This is a genomic window from Sphingobacterium hungaricum, assembly GCF_015210005.1.
Classification (GTDB): Bacteria; Bacteroidota; Bacteroidia; order Sphingobacteriales; family Sphingobacteriaceae; genus Sphingobacterium; species Sphingobacterium hungaricum.
Genome location: NZ_MU158698.1, coordinates 2664726 through 2683327 on the forward strand (window position 1 = coordinate 2664726; position 18602 = coordinate 2683327).

Annotated in this window: 15 protein-coding genes and 2 pseudogenes; 5 read left to right on the plus strand and 12 right to left on the minus strand. The window is 35.3% G+C overall.

Annotated features, from left to right (window positions below):
* The first annotated feature begins 141 nt into the window (after positions 1 to 141).
* On the plus strand, positions 142 to 2178 hold the full coding sequence (mobC, locus tag C4F49_RS14780) for a conjugal transfer protein MobC (RefSeq protein WP_196936614.1): 2037 nt from the start codon (positions 142 to 144) through the stop codon (positions 2176 to 2178).
* Between the two features lie 33 nt (positions 2179 to 2211).
* Here the strand turns inward: mobC and C4F49_RS14785 are convergent, their stop codons facing one another.
* A complete protein-coding gene (locus C4F49_RS14785) occupies positions 2212 to 2835 on the minus strand; it encodes a trypsin-like serine protease (RefSeq protein ID WP_196936615.1) in 624 nt (207 codons plus the stop codon).
* 169 nt (positions 2836 to 3004) lie between these two features.
* Positions 3005 to 3238, minus strand: coding sequence for a hypothetical protein (locus C4F49_RS14790; protein WP_196936616.1), 234 nt, complete (start codon positions 3236 to 3238; stop codon positions 3005 to 3007).
* A 155-nt stretch (positions 3239 to 3393) separates the two neighbouring features.
* Between C4F49_RS14790 and C4F49_RS14795 the strand changes: the two genes are divergently transcribed.
* Positions 3394 to 7869 (plus strand): AAA domain-containing protein, encoded by a 4476-nt coding sequence (locus tag C4F49_RS14795; protein WP_196936617.1) that lies wholly within the window; start codon positions 3394 to 3396, stop codon positions 7867 to 7869.
* Between the two features lie 46 nt (positions 7870 to 7915).
* Positions 7916 to 8377 carry a hypothetical protein gene (locus tag C4F49_RS14800; RefSeq protein WP_196936618.1) on the plus strand — a complete coding sequence of 154 codons (462 nt, stop codon included), beginning with the start codon at positions 7916 to 7918 and terminating at the stop codon, positions 8375 to 8377.
* A 97-nt stretch (positions 8378 to 8474) separates the two neighbouring features.
* On the opposite strand, the gene C4F49_RS14805 is transcribed toward C4F49_RS14800, so the two are convergent.
* Positions 8475 to 9020 carry an NAD(P)H-dependent oxidoreductase gene (locus C4F49_RS14805; RefSeq protein WP_196936619.1) on the minus strand — a complete coding sequence of 182 codons (546 nt, stop codon included), beginning with the start codon at positions 9018 to 9020 and terminating at the stop codon, positions 8475 to 8477.
* Between the two features lie 79 nt (positions 9021 to 9099).
* Between C4F49_RS14805 and C4F49_RS14810 the strand changes: the two genes are divergently transcribed.
* Positions 9100 to 9480 (plus strand): winged helix-turn-helix transcriptional regulator, encoded by a 381-nt coding sequence (locus C4F49_RS14810; protein WP_196936620.1) that lies wholly within the window; start codon positions 9100 to 9102, stop codon positions 9478 to 9480.
* A gap of 6 nt (positions 9481 to 9486) precedes the next feature.
* On the opposite strand, the gene C4F49_RS14815 is transcribed toward C4F49_RS14810, so the two are convergent.
* The 9 genes and pseudogenes from C4F49_RS14815 to C4F49_RS14855 form a co-directional block, all read right to left on the minus strand.
* Positions 9487 to 9720: a hypothetical protein gene (locus C4F49_RS14815; protein WP_196936621.1), complete on the minus strand. Its 234-nt coding sequence runs from the start codon at positions 9718 to 9720 to the stop codon at positions 9487 to 9489.
* Between the two features lie 92 nt (positions 9721 to 9812).
* Positions 9813 to 10391 (minus strand): hypothetical protein, encoded by a 579-nt coding sequence (locus C4F49_RS14820; protein ID WP_196936622.1) that lies wholly within the window; start codon positions 10389 to 10391, stop codon positions 9813 to 9815.
* A gap of 31 nt (positions 10392 to 10422) precedes the next feature.
* Positions 10423 to 10644: a molybdenum ABC transporter permease gene (locus tag C4F49_RS14825; protein WP_196936623.1), complete on the minus strand. Its 222-nt coding sequence runs from the start codon at positions 10642 to 10644 to the stop codon at positions 10423 to 10425.
* A 151-nt stretch (positions 10645 to 10795) separates the two neighbouring features.
* Positions 10796 to 15382 carry a sacsin N-terminal ATP-binding-like domain-containing protein gene (locus C4F49_RS14830; protein ID WP_196936624.1) on the minus strand — a complete coding sequence of 1529 codons (4587 nt, stop codon included), beginning with the start codon at positions 15380 to 15382 and terminating at the stop codon, positions 10796 to 10798.
* 118 nt (positions 15383 to 15500) lie between these two features.
* On the minus strand, positions 15501 to 16310 hold the full coding sequence (locus tag C4F49_RS14835) for a hypothetical protein (RefSeq protein ID WP_196936625.1): 810 nt from the start codon (positions 16308 to 16310) through the stop codon (positions 15501 to 15503).
* 268 nt (positions 16311 to 16578) lie between these two features.
* Positions 16579 to 17061, minus strand: a pseudogene (locus tag C4F49_RS14840) (arsenic resistance protein); the annotation flags it as partial.
* A 3-nt stretch (positions 17062 to 17064) separates the two neighbouring features.
* Entirely contained in the window at positions 17065 to 17247 is a 183-nt protein-coding gene (locus C4F49_RS14845; protein WP_231388325.1) for a hypothetical protein, read from the minus strand.
* Positions 17248 to 17334: 87 nt separating this feature from the next.
* A pseudogene (locus C4F49_RS14850) lies at positions 17335 to 17806 on the minus strand (DUF6428 family protein).
* Positions 17807 to 17873: 67 nt separating this feature from the next.
* Positions 17874 to 18203: an ArsR/SmtB family transcription factor gene (locus C4F49_RS14855; protein ID WP_196936626.1), complete on the minus strand. Its 330-nt coding sequence runs from the start codon at positions 18201 to 18203 to the stop codon at positions 17874 to 17876.
* A 97-nt stretch (positions 18204 to 18300) separates the two neighbouring features.
* On the opposite strand from C4F49_RS14855, the gene C4F49_RS18020 reads away from it, so the two are divergent.
* The coding region (locus tag C4F49_RS18020; RefSeq protein WP_231388326.1) for a hypothetical protein at positions 18301 to 18602 on the plus strand (302 nt) is incomplete at its 3' end.

Consider the following 18602-nt stretch of genomic DNA (forward strand, 5'->3'; position numbering starts at 1 on the left):
AACCAATTATTTAAAAGACCTGATGGAAAGCAGTAAGACTGATCAAGTGCCAACCGTTGGGCAAAGAAAGAAGAAAAGAAAAAAATATAGGAGTTTTTCTCGTTAGGGAAATACTGATTTATTTAATTTAAAGGAACGACCATGAATACAGGAGAGGATGCACAAGGGCTCAGAAAAATCGTAGATTTTACCCGCTTTATCAGTATTGTAGTTTTGGGCACCCATTTTTACAGCTTTTGTTATGAGGTTTTCAATCTATGGGGCTTGACAGCGGAGATTACTGATCGAATAATTTTCAATATCTCAAAGACGGCAGTCTTTAATCACATGATGAATGCAAAATTGGCTTCATTGCTTTTTTTAGGAATATCATTAATTGGTTTAAAGGGCAAGAAGGATGAAAACATACAGCTTAAGTCAATCGTTAAATATTTGTTCTCGGGATTGGTTTTATATTTTGCTAGCGGTCTTTTCTACTATTTACCTCTAGCTCAAAATATCGTTTCGATAGTGTATATATCCATAACCGTAATTGGCTACCTACTTATTTTATCGGGCGGGGCTACGCTTTCTAGGTTGATACAGGAAAACCTGAGTAAGGATATTTTTAACGATGAAAACGAAACCTTTCCGCAAGAAGAAAGATTGCTAGAGAACGAGTATTCCATTAATCTTCCAGCCAAATACAGATTGAAGAACAAGACAAGGGACAGCTGGATTAATTTTATCAATCCATTTCGTGGAATGTTGGTGGCAGGAACCCCAGGTGCGGGAAAATCATATTTTGTAATCAGGCATATTATAGATCAGCATCTTAGAAAGGGATTTTCTATGTTTATTTACGATTTCAAGTACGATGACTTGACCAAGATAGCCTATAACAAATTATTAAAATACCGTAAGAACTTTAAAGTACAGCCTGCATTCTACATTATCAATTTTGATGACCTAAACCGAACACATCGGTGTAATCCGCTCGACCCCGAGAGTATGGAAGATATTACAGATGCTACAGAAGCAAGTCGAACGATTATGCTAGGGCTTAACCGGGATTGGATCAAAAAGCAAGGCGATTTCTTTGTTGAAAGTCCGATCAACTTTTTGACCGGTATTATATGGTACCTGCGTAAATACGAAAATGGTAAGTACTGTACTTTGCCGCATGTGATTGAACTAATGCAGGCAGATTACGATCCCTTATTTGCTGTTTTGAAAGAGGAAGAGGAGATCAAGGTTTTGATTAATCCTTTTGTTTCCGCATTTCAGAATAAGGCAAGAGAACAGTTAGAGGGGCAGATTGCCAGTGCAAAAATTGGGCTGGCGAGATTGTCGTCACCGCAATTATACTACGTACTTAGCGGTAATGATTTTACCCTTGATGTAAATAACCCGCTAGAACCTAAAGTAATATGTGTAGGCAACAATCCACAGAAGATACAAACTTACGGAGCTGTGCTATCGCTTTACATTTCCAGAATGATCAAACTCGTTAACCGAAAGGGACAACTAAAAAGTAGTCTGGTATTTGATGAGTTTCCAACGATTTACTTTAATAATATGGATAGTCTAATAGCGACTGCTAGAAGTAACAAGGTATCAACAACGCTGGCAGTTCAGGATTTTAGTCAACTTAAAAAGGATTATGGTGCAGACCAGGCCGATGTAATCAGTGGGATTGTGGGTAATATTATTAGTGGTCAAGTAACTGGGAGTACGGCTAAAAAACTATCGGAAACTTTTGGGAAAATTATGCAGGATAGAACAAGCCTCAGTATCAATAGCTCGGATACTTCTATTTCTAAATCTACACAACTGGATTATGCGATACCTGCTTCTAAAATTTCATCTCTTTCTTCGGGTGAGTTTGTGGGTATTGTTGCAGATAATCCTGACCAGAAAATTAAGCTGAAGGTTTTTCATAGTGAGATACAGAATGACCATGAGGCCATTGGTAGGGAAGAGGAAGGTTACCAATCTGTCCCTATAATTAAGAAAGTAAGCGAAATGGATATTCAAGAGAATTACCTAAAAATTAAGGCTGATATTGAATTGATATTTGAAAATGAGCTCAAAAAAATTGATGATAGAAAGCCAAAGGTTGAGAACGAGCAAAAACAAAAAAGTGATGATAGTGAGGCAAAAGGATTTTTAGAAAACGGAAGATCTGTTTCTCTGTAGTAATTATTAATTATATTTGAAATTATAGTCTCATTAAATTCTGTTAAAAGATATTTTTAACTCTTTTAATTTCTGTAATATGTAATTAGATAATAGACATTCTCCTGTAGTATTTAAAATCCCTACGCAAGTCTCATTTAAAGTAACAGGTCCTCCACTAAGTCCGGCTGATGCCTGAGGTATCGGAGATATTCTAAAGGCATTAATGAGTATGTAGAAATTATCAGTTTTTTTGTTGACTTTAACGCATGCTCCGGGTTCTACCGATGTGTTGAGCTGTCTAAAAGTTGAAGTTTCCACTGATGATAGAAGTCTATTGTAACCAGAGATGGTCACTATCTCGTCTATCTTAGGCTTTTCTTCTGAAAAAATTACTGATGCAACAGGGATGATATTTATTTTGCCGATAAAAAGGTCAGTAAATAAATTACTGTGATACTCGTCCTCTGGCGTGTACTCACTATAAATCTCAGTAATCTTATGTGACTTTTCTTCAATTTCTGCTGCGTAAGAATAGTTAGGATTCTTAAATACGTGTCCCGCAGATATAAAAAAACCATTCTCATTAATAAAAAATCCTGTACCACGATCAATTATTACTTCATTTTGATCCTGCACTTTGATTAGAAAACAGCTATTTTTTATATTGTCTACCATAATTTTTGTTTACGTTTTGTCTGGACAATTATATTTATCTCTTTTAATACAATTGGTAAAATAAATTGAAAGTCTTTAGAAAATAATTATAATCAAAACTCATTTAATTAGCTCTCGTACAGTTTTAACTATAGTGTATGCATATTTTTAAGATTACTACAATTTTACACTATTTAAGTCGATACCGCAGTGCTACATTCCTCGCTATGGCCTTCAATAGGCCATGTGGATCGGTTATGGTGCGTTCCAAAGCATCCCATTCGCCTGATCCATTGCGGAAGATAGTCAATTCTTCGCCATTTAGACTGATCTTGATTTCGGAGGTTTCCCTATCAATTTTCTTGGTCAATATGGTATAGGTATAATCTTCGCCTTCAAATGTAATCCTCAATGGTAAACTCATCTCCGCAAAGTTAATACTTGAAATTGATTGTAAAAATAATAATCATATCCGCAGTGCACCTGCACATTTAATTCAAAAATACGGATACCTGATACGCTCGTTTTTTATTTGCGAACATAAAATGTAAATTAGACGATATTTAATAATGCTCGCTGATGTCCTCTAAATTTTTTCTTCAAAAACTACAAGATAAATTGAAAGGTGGAAACGCCAGATCAATACATTTGAATGCATTGCCTGGTCGCCTTGCCACAAGGATGGATGTCAAGCAACTGGATTTAGTAGAAGCAGGCCTTTCTGGTCGGTTTTTGGATATCCTATTGAGCAAGCCCAACGTTGAATTTACGGTGACATTTGACAACGTAGACCTGAATAAATTTACAATTGAGGAGCAGAAGAGGTTAGGCGTGATCGCTAAGCGTTTAAATTCGATTATTATTGAGAATGAGGATTATTACAAGGAACATGGCGTAAAAACGTTGGGTTTTGGTTATCCCATACTGGTAAGGCGTTCTTCAAAAGATCCTTCAAAGATAATCAAAGCGCCACTTTTTATTTGGCCCCTAGATGCACTGAAGTCTAAGGTCAAGGTTAACGAATGGTCCTTTTTGAGAAATAAGTTGGTGCACAGCAGTAAGGGACTAGTAGATTCTGCTATCCACAGTGTAGAAATTAACGAAGTGCTACTTTCTTTTATAAAGGGAGAGGACAATATTACCCTGCCAGGTTTTGATGGTGATGTGCTTGATGACGTGTTGATTGATAAAGATGAGCTGCTGTTATCTTGTGCGAATGTACTCAGTGCCTTGAATTCGGGGACTTTGCAGGAACACCTCGAGATTCTTAAACATAAGTTTGAACAACCTATCGTAAGCTTACCCGATGCGGCAGAAATAGATGGAATTGCCAATAACAAGGCTTACATCCACTTCGGAGGGGTGTTTGGTCTTTTTCGTGCGCAAAAGGAAAGTATTATAAACGATATCACAAAATTACTGGATCGTTTCGACGAGTTTGAGTTCGACAACCTTAAGGTCGAAAATATTTCGGATACCCCCTTTAGTGCAGTAAGTACAGACCCCACTCAACAGGCAATTATTAGCACCCTTGGATTGCACAGTAATCAGATTATCCAAGGTCCTCCAGGTACTGGCAAAAGCCAGTCTTTAACCGCTCTGGTAACCAATGCACTTGCCAACGGATTAAAGTGCCTAGTGGTTTGTGAAAAGAAAACGGCATTGGATGTAATTAAAAGCAACATAGAACGTGCGCATCCACAGATGGCGCATTTGGTAGCCGTTATTGATGATGTGAATGAGGATAGGGAGGCAATAGTAGACTCGGTAAGGGATAGGCAGACTATAGCCTTAGATCAGCTCCAAATTTTGCAGGCTAGGTCACAATACCATAATGTAATCGAAAAAATCAGTGAAGTAACCGCTACTATTAACCAACAGCATCTGTCGCTGGCAGCACCAATTTACGATGGACAAACTTGGAGCCGATTAGTTGGCCGTTTTTTGTCATTAAAAAAGAATTTTAGTTCAATCCCGTTAAGCAATGTATTAAGGAAAGAAGATTTTCTGTTAACTGAGCAACAGGCAGAACTCAGTCAGATTCTAACCTCACTAGCCAAGGCCAACCATCTGTTTGTGGCTTCTAGCCAGATTCATGATACTATGGCTAAGATTAATGATAGTGTTTTTGTAGAAAGAACATTGGGTGATTCACGGATGATCGTTGAGGATTTTATAGCGCAGGGGAGGGAAGTTATTCCCAAACTTAAGGAGGTCTTGGAAAATGGAATGGCCGATTCGAAAACCTGGTCTAGCTCGGTTTACGACGATTTTCCAAGGGTAATTAAAAATGAATTTAGAGACTACTTGCCATTTATAATGGGAGAAGTTGTTCAGTCGAGAGCATTACCAAGTAAGTTTGCACTGGAAGAAACGATAGAGGAGGCGAGAGCTAAACTAGAACAGCTTAAGGAGGCCGCTACGCTACTTAAAGCAAGCTATCAGCAAAACCTTATGGAGCATTACGCATTCTATCACCAGGAGTTAAACTTGGTACTCTCTTCTTATGAGCAGTTTATCAAAGAAAACCTAACTGCCCATGGTGCATTCTTTTTATCCAATAGCACGGGTGCGAAAATAAAGACAAATGTTTTAGGGTTATTTTCCAAGAGGTATCGTGAACTCAAAAGGGCCCGTATACAGCTAAAGGAAAAAATTGTTGATATAAGGAATTTTCATCTGAAAAAAGAATATATCGCCCATGATTACAATGATCATTTACAGACTATAGATCTTTCTATCTACATTGACAATATAAAGAGTTTATCAAGTAAGCTTGAAGATTGGGGCAAGGGTACTGAAGGGCGTATTTTAGATTATACAGATAAGATTTCTGTAGAACATTTTCATCCAGAATTCCAGGAAGTTAAAAAACATGCCACGGAGATGCTGATAAAGTACTGGAATACGACCTCGGATTTAAAATCAAAATATGAACTGCTAGATAAAGATGATCTGGTAGAAATCAATCAATTGATTGCCCATTTGCCTCTGGTTATAGAAAAGCTGGCAACTCATTTGCAATCCTTCAAAACCTTTAACCAGTTCCATGCAGATAGAACTAAGCTGTATCACCATATCCAAGAAAGTTTTAAGGAAATCGAAGCACCTAATGGTACAAATGTGTGTACTGGTTTATACCAAAATTACGGTGATCTGAAAGAAGCAGTGGCTCAGGTTACGTCGATTGATGGAACGATAGAAATGATGAGTTCCCAAATGAATGCCTTTCGTACCTATCATGAATGGAGAAGCTATTTTTTAGGGTGCAGTCCATTATTTCAACGGCTGATCAGGTTATCCTGGGAGAATTCAGAAGGTTCTTGGGAAAATGCATTTGAATGCTGGTACCTTTTCTGGCTGCTTTCTTTAAACGAGCCACAGCAACTTCCAAAAGGAGATTACGATATCCAGCTCTATAGAAAACTCAAGGGAGAGTTTGACCAGGCGCAACTCATAAGTTTGATAGGTCGCTGGAGGGAAAGACAGGCGGCAAGTGTTAGGACATTACGAACAGCTAATATTTCGATCAATAGTCTTTTCAATAAAAAGGGTGCAAAAGGAATGCGAAGGAATTCGCTCAGATATATCATCAAAAACCAGTTTCCGCTTTTTACGGATTTTTTTCCAGTAATCCTTCTTAATCCATCGGTATGCAGCTCGATCATTCCCTTGGAAGAAGGCATCTTTGATATTGTCATTTTTGATGAGGCCAGTCAATTGAGATTGGAGGATACCTACGCCTCATTGATCAGGGGCAAAGCCAAAGTTGTTTCTGGGGACAAGCACCAAATGGCCCCATCTTCTTATTTTGAGGGCAGCGGTGCGCTTTTAGACCCTTTGGATGGAGAGGATGACGGAGACGATGAAGTTGATGAGAACCTTGCTGTCAAAAAATCAGACCAGTCTCTGGCAGAGAGCGAATCACTACTTGCTTTCGCTGTGGATAAGAACTTTAGGGAATCATATCTTACGGTACATTATCGTTCCCAGCATCCCCATTTAATTGATTTCAGTAACCATGCTTTTTATGGGAAGCGGTTAATTCCTGTTCCTGCACAAAAAGATTATGTGCCGATTGAATTCATTCAGGTGAATGGAGTGTATGAAAACCAGACCAATAGGGCAGAAGCATTACGGGTAGTTAGTATTTTAAGGGAACGTATCATTGCTGACGAAAAAGGTGAATATCCGAGTGTTGGGGTGGCAACGTTCAATCTTTATCAACGCAATCTGATACTAGAGGAAATTGGATCGGCAAGAAGGGAATCAGTTGAATTCGATTCATTAATGAGCGCACTAGGGGATAGCTTTTTTGTAAAAAACCTCGAAAACATTCAAGGCGATGAACGGGATATCATTATACTTTCCAATACTTTTGGAAGAAAGGTTGATGGTAGTTTTTCGCAACAGTTTGGGCCTATCATACAGGGAAAAGGGCATCGTATGCTCAATGTTATCATCACCAGGGCCAAACAGAAAGTATTTGTGTGCAATTCTTTTCCAGAAGAATTTATAGGCCAGTATGCGCAATTGATTGCGGAAAAAGGTAATCGTGGAAGAGCCGTTCTATATGCATACTTAAATTATGCCCGGGCAGTGAGCGAAGGAAAAGAAGAACAGCGTAAAGGTATTCTAAACCTTCTAAGCCAGCATTGTACGGATAAATTATATAGTGGTAACGAAAACGCTTTAGGCTCGGAGTCTCCTTTCGAGGAAGAAGTGTTTGCTCGCCTTTCTCAATATATTGATCCAGCAAGGCTCGAACAGCAATATGAAGTTGGAGGGTTTAGGGTTGATATCGTTGTGCATCCAAAAACAGCAGCTGGAAGAAAAATTGCGATTGAATGCGATGGTGCTAAATATCATTCAAGTCCGGAGGCGTATGCCTGGGATGTTTTTAGGCAAGAGCAGTTGGAGAAATTTGGCTTCGTTTTTCATCGCATCTGGTCAACTAAGTGGTGGGATTCGGTCGATAGTGAATTAGAAAGTTTATTGGCATTTATCAATGAGCAGGATACAATGATAAAAACTGGATTATTTGAAAATTCATAAATCTGACAGAGCTAGTTTATGTGCTGCGTTAAAATAAAAATTACAAATGAATAATGTCCTTGAATTAGTTAAAATAGTTGGTGCTCTCGCTGGTTTATTAGCATTGAGCTGGAATATTTTTGTTTACATTAGTTCTAGGAGCGGAAAATTGGAGGCAACTATAGGTTGGGGAACTAATAAGGATCTTTCAACTTATTTATATTTATCTGTAGTTAATAAGGGTATGGATACCAGAACTATCAAACAAGTTGCATTAGTATATTTAGATGAAAAGCCCCTGAAAAACGGTACGCATTCAACCCAAGATTTTATTACTGAGTTGCCTGAAAAATCACTTAAAAGAGGAGAAATGTTCACTGAGAAAATTCAATATCAGCAAAACCATATACTGAAGGAACTTTTTTTTAGAAGGAAAATACTTTTTAGAGTTATAGATACATTAGATTGTAAATATGATAGTACTCGCCTAAATGATGGTGTTTTCTTTTTGCCTGATAAGAAATTATGATTTGTTAGGTAACAATAGATCATAGAGCGCATTGTTTGGTGAAAATCTTTTATTGAATAATATACAGATAAATTTGATAAAATATAAGTCTATATGACTAACCCAATTCCTCCAATTTAGCCACCAAGTTATTGGCATGGGCTTTAGCTTTCTCTCTTACTTCATCCGCCGTGTAACCAGCAGCTAAGGATGTTCCGTGGAAATAAATGGGGTTGACATAATTCATCTGTGCATAATAGGCGGTTTGCTCCAAGTTTTTGCAGAATTCATAAACCCTAAAATGATGGTCGCCCAGAGTTTGGTATTCATGTTCTGGTGCGCCAACGGTAAAACTAGGTAAGAAATTCCTGTTCTTGAGTTTGTCGCCTTCTGATCCATAGGCAAATTGATAGTCGAACACCACATCGAACCATAGTTTTAAAATGGCGGGCATATTATACCAATATATGGGATATTGAAAAACGATAGTTTGGTGTCTTAATAAAGTTTCCTGTTCTGCTTTTGCATCTATTTTGTAATCTGGATATAGCTTATGGATATTCCTGATTTCTATTTCCAAATCACTACTCTTCAATACATCTATTATTGTGCTGTTTGCGAAAGACGTTTCGAATTTCGGGTGTGCTAAAATGATTAATGACATACTATAATAATTATAGTTGCAAAACTATCTTTAGTAGTTTAGATTTGCAATAACTATCAAAATATATAGGTTAAGAAAGATGAGAGTTAAACCGGAATGCATTTATGACTATGTTAAACTAAAAGGCAAAACTTATCCCTGTACGGTAAGCCTAACCATGGATTTGTTTGGTGGTAAATGGAAAGCTGTTATTCTTTACCATTTAAAGGATGATGAAAAAAGATACAATGAACTCCGCAAAGAGATGCCTGCTATAACCGAAATGACTTTAAGCTTACAGCTTAAACAATTAGAAAAAGATGGTTTGGTATCGAGAAAAGTCCATGGTAAAAAACCACCAGTAAAGGTCATTTACAGTTTAACAGAGTTTGGTAAAAGCTTTGTTCCTGTTTTGGAAGCGATTACTGCTTTGGGGAATGAAATCGTTACTGATAAGGGGGAATTTGTAAAAGCGTCATAGATGATTTTATTTCAGCCGATACCTTAAGGCTACATTTCGGGCAATAGACTTTTTTAGGTCAGGTCCATCACTAATAGTACGCTCCAATACGTCCCACTCTCCAGAGGAGTTACGCGTTATAGTTAGTTCTTCTCCATCAAAACTGATTTTTATTTCAGAAGTATCTTTATCAATTTTCTTGCTTAGTATGGTATAGGTATAATCTTTGTCTTCAAAGGTAATTCGAAACGGTAAACTCATCTCGACAAAGATAGGGCTTGAGGCTGATTGTGGAAACAGTAATTAGGTATATAATATTTTAATATATTCATTAACAACCAGCCCTACAATTTCTAATTCAACTGTTGTATTGGTAATTTAATTAAAATTCGTCCTTCCTTTGCAAATTCTCTAGCCCGCTTTTGTTCCCGTTCCTGAAGAATACTTAGTCTGATCACAATCATTGCAATCATATACAGCATAGTTATAAATAGGGTGCCGAATATTAAAGTTCTATAGAAGAAATCTCCAAGCGTAGCTGATAGGTCTGATTTTATCCAGTTGATACCTGGATTATTGGAAAGATACAATATTTCGGCAATTAACGGGTATTTAGGCTGTTTCCAATTTTTCTTGTCGAGTGTAAAAGTGTGAGCATTTGATTTAATAAGTTTTCCCGTGGGTAGATTAAATGTGTATTCAAAATCACGCATTCTTGGGCTATCAGAGTATTGGTATAATCCGCCTTCTCCGGAAATCTTACCAACCGCCACTTTTCCATACTTTATAAGCTGGTATTCGCGGTAGGGGTTAATATGTTCTCCCCAAAGGAATAAATAGATCAATGTTAGTATAGCAATGTCTAACCAGGGAAACCATACTCCATAAATCTCTTTAAAAAATGCAATAATGTATCCTTTTATTCTTTTCATTTGTTAATACCAATTATCTAAAAAAAATCGTTTACCAATTATTGATGATTAAAAACAGCCCAATCAAAATAGAAGCATAAGCCAAAAGTTTACAAAAACCTTCAATTGAACGGGTCGCTACCGATTTTTCATAACTAGCGAAATGTTGTAATCCACTCGGGCCTCTTCTATTAAATCTTCTTCGGTTAATCCAATAGCGCAAGTATATTCCGAAAAGCAGTATTAAAATTCCGATTACAAGAGGTGTATTCATGGCGTCTTCGCTTGATTGCCTCACTTAAAAATACGACCATAAAATGTAAAAAGTGGTAACATTGTCAATTTTAGAATTTTGAGATATAGGGATTTCGCTAGCTAACACATGGTGCCACTAAGTAGTGTTGAATGATAAAATAGGTGCTTAACTAACAAAAAGTAATTTCCAGTTGTCTGAAAACTGCAGTGAATTTGTTATTATTAAAAAGATCATTGTTACTATCTAATATGAAGATGTTTCCTATGTCAAGAATTCTTCTTCTTTTAGGATCTAATGCGTTAAGTACCAAAAAAAGATGATAATTTTTTTTATGTAAGATGGCTTTGGCATATTCATCTCTACTGATGAAAAAGTGCTTTTCGTCACTGCTTTTCGCTTTAACCTCAACATAATGTATTTCATTATTTGTATCAACGAATTTCATATCGCAGTTATGTTCATCGCTTCCTTCAGGATTATGTCCGCACTTTTTAGAATTCAATGATATCCACTGAACGTTAAAACTATCTTTAATTAATTTGTCATAAACTGATTTTTCTCCAACTATACCTATTAACTCCAAATTTTCTCCAGTTTTACCGCCATTGATTCTCTTACCTCCAGTTCCTTTCCCTTTATTGACACCTCTTATTTCTCCTGAACTGCTTGTTTCAAATTCCTCAATCTCAAGATCGTCAGAATTCTGGTATTGGCTTAAATCAAAAGGTTGATAGGGGTTGTTAGTTGAATTGGTCTTATTTGCTTTTACATAATCCGCAAATAGGGTAACAAGCTTATCGACATTGTTGTCAAAATATAACAAGCTTCGGTTGCTATTCAGAAGCAAAAAATCATCTACAAAAGATTTTGCATCAACATCAATCAATTTTTTGAAAGTTGTTTCATTCTTTTTATATATTTCATTTATTTCAGATTTAGGAATATCCCAATTATTAAAATTAATGTAATCATATTTTTTACACAAGATGTTCTGTAATCCTCCTTCCACATCGAAATCTATTGTCGGAAAAGATATGTTTAAAGCTATAAGAGAATATTCATCCAAAATATTCTGAAATTGCATCTGTGCCTTTTGATTTTTACTTGCCAAATCTAAATAAACGCCTTTTTCAATTATATTTTTGTATCTAACTTTTAAGCCTTCAAATCTTCGTTTATGATATTCAGAGAAATCAATTTTATAAACTGCCACTTTGTTATAATCAAAAATATTGCAATTTAATTCTTTAAAGATGGTTGATAAAGGTTGGATGTTTTTTATCTCATTAAGGTTGTCGTAATTAACTATTGCGCATACTGAATCAAATTGTTTCTCAACATTAATATTTAGATCATGAAATAGATTTGAATATTTGATGCCATCCGCATCAAAATAATTTGAGAAATCTGAGAATCCTTTGGATATCAAAATATTTGACCAGAAAATTTGAACTTTAGAGAATGATTTTCCACCAACTTTTTGTTTAATTTCTTCAATCCTGTCGGTGGATATTTCGTGATTGTTTAAAAAAGCCATCACATCTCCTTGCGTGTAGAAATCTTTTAAAAGTATTCTAATCTTATGTAATTCTCTTCCCAAAATGCTTACCATAAAATCATGCATTATAGAAGCCATAAGTCCTAAATTGGTTGTAGTTTTTGTATGACTCACATAAATTTTAATGACTTGGCTCGAATCAATTTTATGCGAAACATTACTTAACGTAAAAATATGTTGACCTTCTTGAATCAGATCGATGTTTATTGATTTACAAACAATGATTTCTGCCTTTTTTATTATCGCAGCTAGATCGTCAAAGTTGGTTTCAAGATGATCTTCAATGAGAACTATGCTTTCAAAAAAGTGAGGGAACCATTCCCACAACTTTTTATGTTCTATCATTTCGACATCTTGCAAGTGTTGAACAATCTTTTTTCTGAAATCTTGACCAATTTTCTTTGCTATTTTACCAAATCTATTTTTATCCCTTATTGTAAAATGTGGTTGGATAATTTCTCTTATTTCTTTTGGTAAGATATCGTATCCAGGTTTATCCTCTATGTAATGGATTTTATGGGCTTTCTCAAAACTGTATTTATTTTTAATTTCATTAAATGCAAGAAAGTAAGTTTCCTTTAATTGATTTATATAGTTGTCATCTTTAATTTTATAAGCATAAAAGTCGAATAACTTATTGATCATTTTATTATAAAAAAGAGCGAATTCTTTATCATTCTCAATATTATTGGAGTATTTAGTGTAAATCCAATTAAATATTTCTTTGAATGAAGAAATATCATGCGAATCCAAATGTTTTAACTTGATAAGAGAAATCAAATTCGATCTCGAATCATGGTGTATTGGTATAACATTCAAATACTTTTTTGATAAAATAGCTGAAGATTCTAAACATTCAATAGGATCGATACCCACAAGATCCTTGATAAATAATGTGTTTTCTCTGTTTTCGAGAACAACCCATGCTAGTGTTTTCAATTGACTTACAAAGTTTGCCAAAGCTACTAAGTGATTTCTGCCAATACTGTGAATGTCAGAAGATTGAGATCTATATCTCATGCCAGGGAAAGTATCCTGTTCTATAATTCTTCTATATTTGTCCCAATTTTTTATAATTTCATTGGTAGACCACACATTATAATGTTGTGGATTATCAAAAAACCAATCATTGTATACTTCAAACCATAGTGTAGAAAAGCCTCTAATGTTTTCGTTTATATACCTAAATCTATCATCACCTTGTTTAATAATTTGCTTAGAAGTCGAGAAATAAATACCAGGAGCATTCCAAACGCCGAGCTCCAAAAGCCTGTTATTAAGCTCCTCCTTAGAATATCCCAATGAGGAAAATAAATCAAGATTTACGAACTTAGAGATGTCGTAAATTAGCATTAATTCATCAGAAGGAAGATACACACATTGAGTTAATGGATTTGCCCATTTGACTTTTTGCGAAACAGGGAGCATTACCTTTTGCTTTACATCGTCTATAACACGGCTTGATATTGTTAAAGAAAGCAATGAAATCAAAATATCAATCTTTGGTACTTTGGGTTCTTCATATAGCTTTAAAATTCTTCTTACAAGCAAATCTGCATTAAATTCAAAGAATCCAATTTTCTCTCTACCTAGGCTTGTTATTTTTATATCAGGGTGAGCGAAATGTATATACTTTTGAATTGACGGCGGAAGATTAATTTTTTCCTTATATCCATAAATTACATAATCATTGCTGGTACATAAGTTTAATTTACTATTAAGAAGTACCTTTTTACCTGTTAAATCTAGGTCTTCATGTTGGATTTGATACCTGTAAAGGTTCTCGAAAAATGATATGTTTTTTGTTTTTCTCTGTTTTAGGCATTCAACTTCTATGTTCTTTTCAATAGTTTTCCAATTCAGATAATCAATTTTAAATTCCTTGACTAGCCATTTCACTGTATCACTTTTTTCGATATAAACTATGCGTTTATTATTTAATATATTATCTAAAAAAAGACCTTTGTCAAAACCATCAGCAATAAAAACATCTTTGTAATTGAAAAATTGGTTAGATACTTTATCATATATGAATTTTTTATCTTCTAAGCCATTAATGATACCATCATAAAGATGTTTCAAGATGTCAGATTCCATCTTCCTTTCAAATGAAAGAAAATTAAGGAATGTATTTTGGTGGCTTTTCTTCGCCTGATTGAACCATTCTCCTGTAATATACTCAGCAATTTGCTTTAGCAAAAACACATTAAGACTAGAGTCCCTTAACTCCTTTCGTTCTGGATTAACAAGAAAATAACTGTGAATAATAAAATTGAAGCCTGATGTAATCTTAGTGGGCAAAAAAAGAAATAGTTTTGCAGATTCTTGCTTAACAAGATTATTTTGTCTATCAATATCGAAAACGAAAGTTATATCAATATAAGGATCATTGCCATAAATTTCTTTCTCTTTGTCTTCAAGTGTTTCTAAAATATCATCAGGGATTCTTACTTTATTCGTAGGCTTAAATTGCTTGAAAATGTATGTGTCATCGTTTAGTTTTATGATAAATATCCCTGTTTTAGTCTTTTCAGAAATAGTATAGTTGTAATTATTATCCACCGTTTTTAGCGAAATTACTTTTAAATTTCCCAAAAGCAGTATCTGGTGTACTCCAATTTCAATAAAGGCTTTTTCAATAGCATTAACATCTAGCCTTTTATTTAATTTCAATACAATTTTCGTTACAATATGTTGCTCTAGATCAGCCGAAGTCAGTTTCTCATTTTTGAAATGAGGTATAAAGAATAATGGTGTTTCTCGATCTTTAAAAACCCGTGGGGCAAGTAATTCACTAGTTTTATTCTTATCAAAAAATAATGTTCCCCATTCTGTTACCACTTCAGGGCAATCTGAAATTTCACTTACACTTTTAAATCCTATTCCTTTAAATCCTATAAATTCTGTGCTATCCTTGGGGCTATCACCATTCGTCGTGATGCTCCTTATACCTGGTTCGTCAAAAGGAAAACCAGTATTAGCTATTGTTAACTTGTCATCATCAAGCTCTATGAAAACCGCACCAATCATATTAGCCTTTTTATTGGCATCTCTTACATTCTGAATTAACTCGAATAGAAATCTGCCTTGATATGATTGCTGCAATGACTTTTCAGTACTGGCAATGTTTTTCAATGCTGCATCTGAATCGTTTAAACGTTCTAATTGAATGGTTTCTATAATATTTTGTAAATTCATTGGAGAGCTGTATATAGGGTTGAGAGATTTTAGTATGCTAAATATTGTTTATAGTGATATTGAATATTGTTTTAGGAGAATAGTATTTTGTTGGATTTTACTAGTTCATTAATAACAACTACAACATTTTAATCTCTCCGATTAAATAATTATATTTCATCTTAACCTTTTCTGAAGTTATCTTAGATACGGTTAACTCAAGATGATTTATAGCTCCATTAAGTTCGTTCTCTACTTCTTTTTTCTTATCTGGATGTAAAGTGAAATGGCTATTCATTAAATGCTTAAGTACAGTTGCCAAATTCATTTCGAAACCTCTATGAATAGTTATCATCTTTCCATTGATCTCTTTTTGCCCAGAAAAGGGTACAAATAAGTTTTTCATTAGCCCGTAAGATGGGCTATTGATAATTATATTATATGAAAAATCATCAAATATTATCCGAGGATAATCAGCCAGATTTGTTTCCAAATCGTAAGCATTGACCATTGCAGGACCAAATAATGGCCCACCTTCTACATGTACTAAATCATCAACCGATACGGCCCCTCGAATTAAAATTTTAAAGTCCTTCCACAACCTATATATGAGTCTACCAACGTATTCAATCAATGACATCGCATACATATCGTTTTCTAACCCAATAGATAAAACGACACTATCAGAAAAATGGGTTATCCTTATAGAGGATTCGCCTATAAGCGCTTTTGAAAACAAAGCTTGGACTCTTTTGATTTCATCCATTTCTTTTTTGCTTTCTTCAGTTTCATTGATTTCAAGAAACATTTCAGCATTGATATTTTCACTCCTCATTGAATTCAAAACATTGAATATCTCAAGACAATAATCTTTGTCCTTACCAGTCTTTTCTACAATATTTCTAAGTCCTAAAATGTCAATAAAAAATGTAATTCTCTTTTCGTACATCGTGTTATATAGTGTTTGTTATGTTAATTGTATAAAGTAACAATTCCAAACTAATCAGTCAAATTTTAATGCTAATTTTATCTAATCGTTATTTTACTGGGGGTTTCGGAGCCTATGACCACCCAATTCCGTGGCGAATTGACCAGCCTACAAAAACTTAAACTCCTCCATAAATCCTTAATTTATAATAATTTGAACTGGTCAATTTTGAACGAAATGGGCTGTCTTTAATTTCCGGAAAGCTATGGTCAGCAATACCGAAATCTCCAATGAACAGCCAAACTAAAAAGCTGTACGAAATTATTTGGAAGATACTGTTCAATGCAACCAACATAGCCGTATATTCCCTGTTTGCTTTAGCCAAGTCACTCCAAACGATCACCATTGCGATACATCTTGCCAAACCTATCAATATCAAGCCTGTCATATAATCGGGCTCGTTCCGTAAAAACAAAACTGCTAAACCGAACATCAATGCCGTTCCGATCACCCAATTCAGCAATAGGGATATGAAGATTACTTTTTTATCCTTAAATGCCATAGGTAATAATGAATAATCAACCTTAGCCAATGGGGGGTACATCATCAATATTAAACCAATTGCCAACGGAATATTTGTAGTGCCAACGGATAAAGCGTCTGTTACGCTGGAAATATCAGGAAAGAGGTGACCCAATCCTATGCCTATTGCCATTGCAAGAAATATCCAAAGGGTAAGATAGCGATCAAGGAATTTTAGTTTTGGCTGCATCGCTTATTTGTTAATAGTTGAAAAAACATAGAACATATCGGCAGCTATCTGTAAACTTCTTTCCGCATATACTTCTGACTGCTCGGGCGTATCATCTGAAATTTTAGGGTCTTCAAAGGTGATAGGAATTCTCTTTTCAGCACCAGCAATAAACGGACGGCCACCATCTGCCTGTGAGCAGGTCATAACAGCTAAAAAATATTCCAATAATGCACCTTCTAAAACGATAAATGCACTATTGATTTTTTGAACTTAAAGCATATGACTTCAATTTTAACAACATCCGACCTGGAGTACAAGCCTTGGCATTATTTCCTGGCAATTCCCCCAGATTTTTCTTTACTTTTTCGGAAGGAATACCGCAAGCATCCTGAGCCAGGCATGCAGTGGTTTTATTTTTCAGTACAAATGTCTTTCCGTTGAAATCCAAGTCATATTTGCCAATCGTTTCGCTTTGGTATTCCACCTCAATTTCCCCATCTATTATGCCCAATTTTTCTTCGGACAATCTTATGATGCTTACCAGTTTGGCTGGCTTTTATCTATGTTCAAAGTCATCAGCATTCCACAATTGGAAATTGACCACTTTTTCAGTACGGATTATGCCGCCGCAGTCTATGAAGTTTTTAGTGATTTGTCCAACTTCGGTAACGTGGAAGTGTTCGGGTACAAACGTTCCATTCTCTAATTGAAATTCAACATTCTCCAATGTTGGCAATAGCTCTTTGATTATTGATAGTTTCATATTTCTGACATTAATTCAATAAATGATATATTGCAATATTACGATTGTATAAGATTAAAAAAAATGCCTAACAGCATTCTTCTATATTTACATTATCAATAAAAAAACTGTTCAGGTCCTTTTTTACCTGTTGCCAGACTGTTTCATCAACGCAGTAGCAGACATTTGTTCCTTCGATATTTCCTTTAATTATGCCAATGCTTTTCAACTCTTTCAAGTGTTGGGAGATTGTAGCTTGCGCCAATCCCAATTCTTCCACCAGGTCATTGCAGATGCAAGCATTCTGTTTGATGATATGTTGCAGTATAGCTATACGGGCAGGATGGGCAAGCGCCTTTAGAGTGAGAGCCAAATGATTCTGCTGCGCTGTAAATATTTCTGTCTTTGTAACTCCCATTGTTGTTTTAAATATATCGCAATATTACGATAATAAATTTAAACAGCAATAATTTAGGAACGCTAAGTGGTCGTACGGACGCAAGACGTTCACGGTTGTGCTATGTTTTTGTCACTTTTATCAGCATCTCTTAAAAAATATAGGAAGCAATGTCTTCAGCGCTATTGGTTTTAACCCCTGCACAGAAAAGTTAGGACAGCTTAAGAAGCAATTCCCTAATGCGAGGACAATCGGAATATTTGATGATACCGTTTTAGGGCGCGTATTGGATTGTAAGGTTGTATTGGCATGCATACGGAAGGAGGTAAGCTTTGAGCTAGCTCATGGAGCGGTGCTATTTTCGTATAGAGGAAAAGATTTTGTGGTTCCTGAAGCTATTTTTTCCCTTCACCACTTTCG

What these genes read in the sequence shown, in the direction of transcription:
- mobC (WP_196936614.1), top strand. Translation starts at nt 142, where the DNA reads ATGAATACAGGAGAGGATGCACAAGGGCTCAGAAAAATCGTAGATTTT.
- C4F49_RS14785 (WP_196936615.1), bottom strand. Translation starts at nt 2,835, where the DNA reads ATGGTAGACAATATAAAAAATAGCTGTTTTCTAATCAAAGTGCAGGAT.
- C4F49_RS14790 (WP_196936616.1), bottom strand. Translation starts at nt 3,238, where the DNA reads ATGAGTTTACCATTGAGGATTACATTTGAAGGCGAAGATTATACCTAT.
- C4F49_RS14795 (WP_196936617.1), top strand. Translation starts at nt 3,394, where the DNA reads ATGTCCTCTAAATTTTTTCTTCAAAAACTACAAGATAAATTGAAAGGT.
- C4F49_RS14800 (WP_196936618.1), top strand. Translation starts at nt 7,916, where the DNA reads ATGAATAATGTCCTTGAATTAGTTAAAATAGTTGGTGCTCTCGCTGGT.
- C4F49_RS14805 (WP_196936619.1), bottom strand. Translation starts at nt 9,020, where the DNA reads ATGTCATTAATCATTTTAGCACACCCGAAATTCGAAACGTCTTTCGCA.
- C4F49_RS14810 (WP_196936620.1), top strand. Translation starts at nt 9,100, where the DNA reads ATGAGAGTTAAACCGGAATGCATTTATGACTATGTTAAACTAAAAGGC.
- C4F49_RS14815 (WP_196936621.1), bottom strand. Translation starts at nt 9,720, where the DNA reads ATGAGTTTACCGTTTCGAATTACCTTTGAAGACAAAGATTATACCTAT.
- C4F49_RS14820 (WP_196936622.1), bottom strand. Translation starts at nt 10,391, where the DNA reads ATGAAAAGAATAAAAGGATACATTATTGCATTTTTTAAAGAGATTTAT.
- C4F49_RS14825 (WP_196936623.1), bottom strand. Translation starts at nt 10,644, where the DNA reads ATGAATACACCTCTTGTAATCGGAATTTTAATACTGCTTTTCGGAATA.
- C4F49_RS14830 (WP_196936624.1), bottom strand. Translation starts at nt 15,382, where the DNA reads ATGAATTTACAAAATATTATAGAAACCATTCAATTAGAACGTTTAAAC.
- C4F49_RS14835 (WP_196936625.1), bottom strand. Translation starts at nt 16,310, where the DNA reads ATGTACGAAAAGAGAATTACATTTTTTATTGACATTTTAGGACTTAGA.
- C4F49_RS14845 (WP_231388325.1), bottom strand. Translation starts at nt 17,247, where the DNA reads ATGACCTGCTCACAGGCAGATGGTGGCCGTCCGTTTATTGCTGGTGCT.
- C4F49_RS14855 (WP_196936626.1), bottom strand. Translation starts at nt 18,203, where the DNA reads ATGGGAGTTACAAAGACAGAAATATTTACAGCGCAGCAGAATCATTTG.